Here is a 1,972-nt window from a genome sequence, read left to right as displayed (position 1 = left end):
CCGTGCGGATCCGCCGTGTTGAAGCCCTGCCAGTCGTGATCAGAACCTGGCTGAACGAGGACGAGATCCTCGGCGCTCTCAAGGGAATCCTGCCGCACGTGCCACAGTGCCTCCTCAAGGGCGAGGGATTCGCGATCCACAGCTACGTGGAAGGCGTGCCGTTCTCCAGCGTCTGCGGCAACGGCAAGCCCGTGGACGCCCTGATCGTCAGAGCGCTGGCCGGGCTGCTGGCCCAGATGGCCCAGGTGCGGCGCAGCGCGCTGCCTCCCCTGCCGCCCGGCTGGCCCCGCGACGAAACGGACAGCCAAGGCTTCTTGCGCATGCTGGCGCACATGGCGGACCGGCAGATCCGTCGGCCCAATTGGGCTGTCTTCGGCGGCTTGTTCACGACCCTGGGCATCCCGGAGGACGCCCTGCTCCGGCTGGCCGAGCGGGTCCCCGTCATGGCACGGCGACCGTACAGTCTGCTTCACGCGGACCTGCACCGCGACAACCTGATCGTGTCCTATGGCGGTGTTCCCCCACTGATCTGCGTCGACTGGGAGCTGGCGACGTACGGGGACCCGCTTCACGACCTCGCCACCCATCTGGTGCGGATGCGGTACCCGGCCCACCAGTGGGCCGAGGCGATCGACGCGTGGGCGGAGGCCGTGTGCGACATCCGCCCCGCCGCCGTCAACGGACTGACGGAGGACCTGCGCCACTACCTGGCCTTCGAGCGGGCACAGTCCGTCTATCCGGATGTGATGAGGGCCGCGCGGTTCCTGGAGGGGGCGCTCACCCAGAAGAACCTGGACGAGGCGACGGCGGAGGTGAGCAGGGCACTGGAGGCGGCCGCCGTACCGCTGGGACTCGGAAGCGTGCCCGACGAGCGGAAGATCGAACGGGCGTTGTTCCGCTGGCTGGCGCCTCGCCGCATCCCCGACCGCGGCCACGGCCCGATCACCCAGGTCCTCGGCTGGCAGCCGGACCGGCGGCTGCCTCTGCCCGACGACTTCCCCGAGTCCGCTGTACAGGGGGCCCTTGCGATGGAGGGGGCCGCTCCGGCGGGCCGTGTGTTCAAGGGAACTGCGCATCTCAACACGGTGGCCCGGGTACCGGGCATGGACTGTCCCGTGGTCGTACGGCGACGACTGCCCGAGGCCCGCCGAGGGGAGCGCAGCTTCCTGAGCGAACACGCCGTGCTGCGCGCCATCGAGCAGGCGCCCGTGGCCGTCGCGGCGCCGAGGGTCCTGGCACTGGGCGAGAGCTACCCGGACGATCCCTTCGCCGTCCACACCTACGCGGGACCGCGCGACATCGACCGCCTCCCGAGCCATCCCGTGAACGGCCTGTTGCCGCATGAGGCGGACGGCCTCGTGGACCAGCTCTGCGCCCTGACACGGGTGGACTACAAGCAGCTCGATCCGCTGGCCGGGCTGGAGGGTTTCCACCGTTGGCTGAGGGACCAGCTCGTCTCCCTCGTGGCGGGGCTGCCCAGGAAGTCGCAACAGCTGGCGCGACACCTGGGACTGCCGGACGCCGAACGCCTCCGGGAGATCCTCTCCTGCTATGAGGTGAGCCACCGCGAGCCGTCCCTGCTGCACGGTGACCTGCATCCGTGGAACCTCGTACGCCGGGACGACGCCCTCGCCCTCAGCCTCATCGGCTGGGAGATGGCCCTGGTCGGCGACCCCCTGTACGACCTGGTCCGCCACATGCACCTCACCCCGACCCGCCCGGAGATCCGTGACCGGATGTTCCGCCGCTGGGAACGTCGGCTGCCTCCCGAGTACACCCATGACTGGCGCGAGGACTGGCAGGTGTACCGCCGGCTGGAGATCGTCCGCTCCGCATACGTCGACCTCGACCGCATCGTAACCGGCGCGGGCCTGGACGCGTCGAACGTTCGGCGGACGGTGGACTCCTACGCCACGACGCTCACTGTCGCCATAGGGACGCTCGGCCTCCCGGCTCGTTCCACCGCGAATCC

At 69.9% G+C, this 1,972-nt stretch carries 1 protein-coding gene; it reads left to right on the top strand.

Features of this window, described 5'->3' with window-relative positions:
• On the top strand, positions 1–1,972 hold a 1,972-nt coding region (locus B7767_RS21820), incomplete at both ends, for a phosphotransferase (protein WP_085573693.1).

Source organism: Streptomyces sp. 13-12-16, from assembly GCF_002114215.1.
Lineage (GTDB): Bacteria > Actinomycetota > Actinomycetes > Streptomycetales > Streptomycetaceae > Streptomyces.
The sequence above is the reverse complement of the archived record's forward strand: the minus strand, read 5'-3'. Positions and strand labels throughout refer to the sequence as shown.